The 458-nt window shown below is 59.0% G+C and carries 1 pseudogene; it reads right to left on the minus strand.

From position 1 onward, the window contains the following. Positions 1 to 416, minus strand: a pseudogene (locus tag J5M56_RS25205) (hypothetical protein); the annotation flags it as partial. Positions 417 to 458 lie beyond the last annotated feature (42 nt).

The following is a 458-nucleotide window of genomic DNA, read 5'->3' on the forward strand; positions in this document are numbered from 1 at the left end:
GTAAAGCCCCAGCTCGTCACGCCGACCACGGTATTGTGCGCGCCCGAGTTACCGAAAGTCGTGCCACTAAGCGTCGGCGGCATGCCGAGATTCACGAGCCACGGACCGCCGCTCGAACCACCGGTCATGAGTGATCCAATAATCGTATTATTGGAGTAGCCAGAGGATACGTAGCCTTGCGATTCGTTGCGCTCCATGAAAACGCCGCTATCCAGCGCCACGGGGTAACCGAGTTGATCGATTAAGGCGAGTCCCGACGGATTGTAGCCATAGCCGTTCCAGCCATAGCCATACCATCCGGCGCTATTACCCGCGTACGAGCCGCCTGGCGGCGCCAGCAAAATGACGGCGACATCGTCTTGGCAAACGATGCCCGAAACGGCACATGAATCAGTGCCATCGTAGTAAGACGTCATGACAGTGGCGGACGCTGCGCTCCACACGCCATAGGGCGCGCT

It is taken from the genome of Pseudomonas sp. 51_B, assembly GCF_017491595.1.
Classification (GTDB): domain Bacteria; phylum Pseudomonadota; class Gammaproteobacteria; order Pseudomonadales; family Pseudomonadaceae; genus Aquipseudomonas; species Aquipseudomonas promysalinigenes.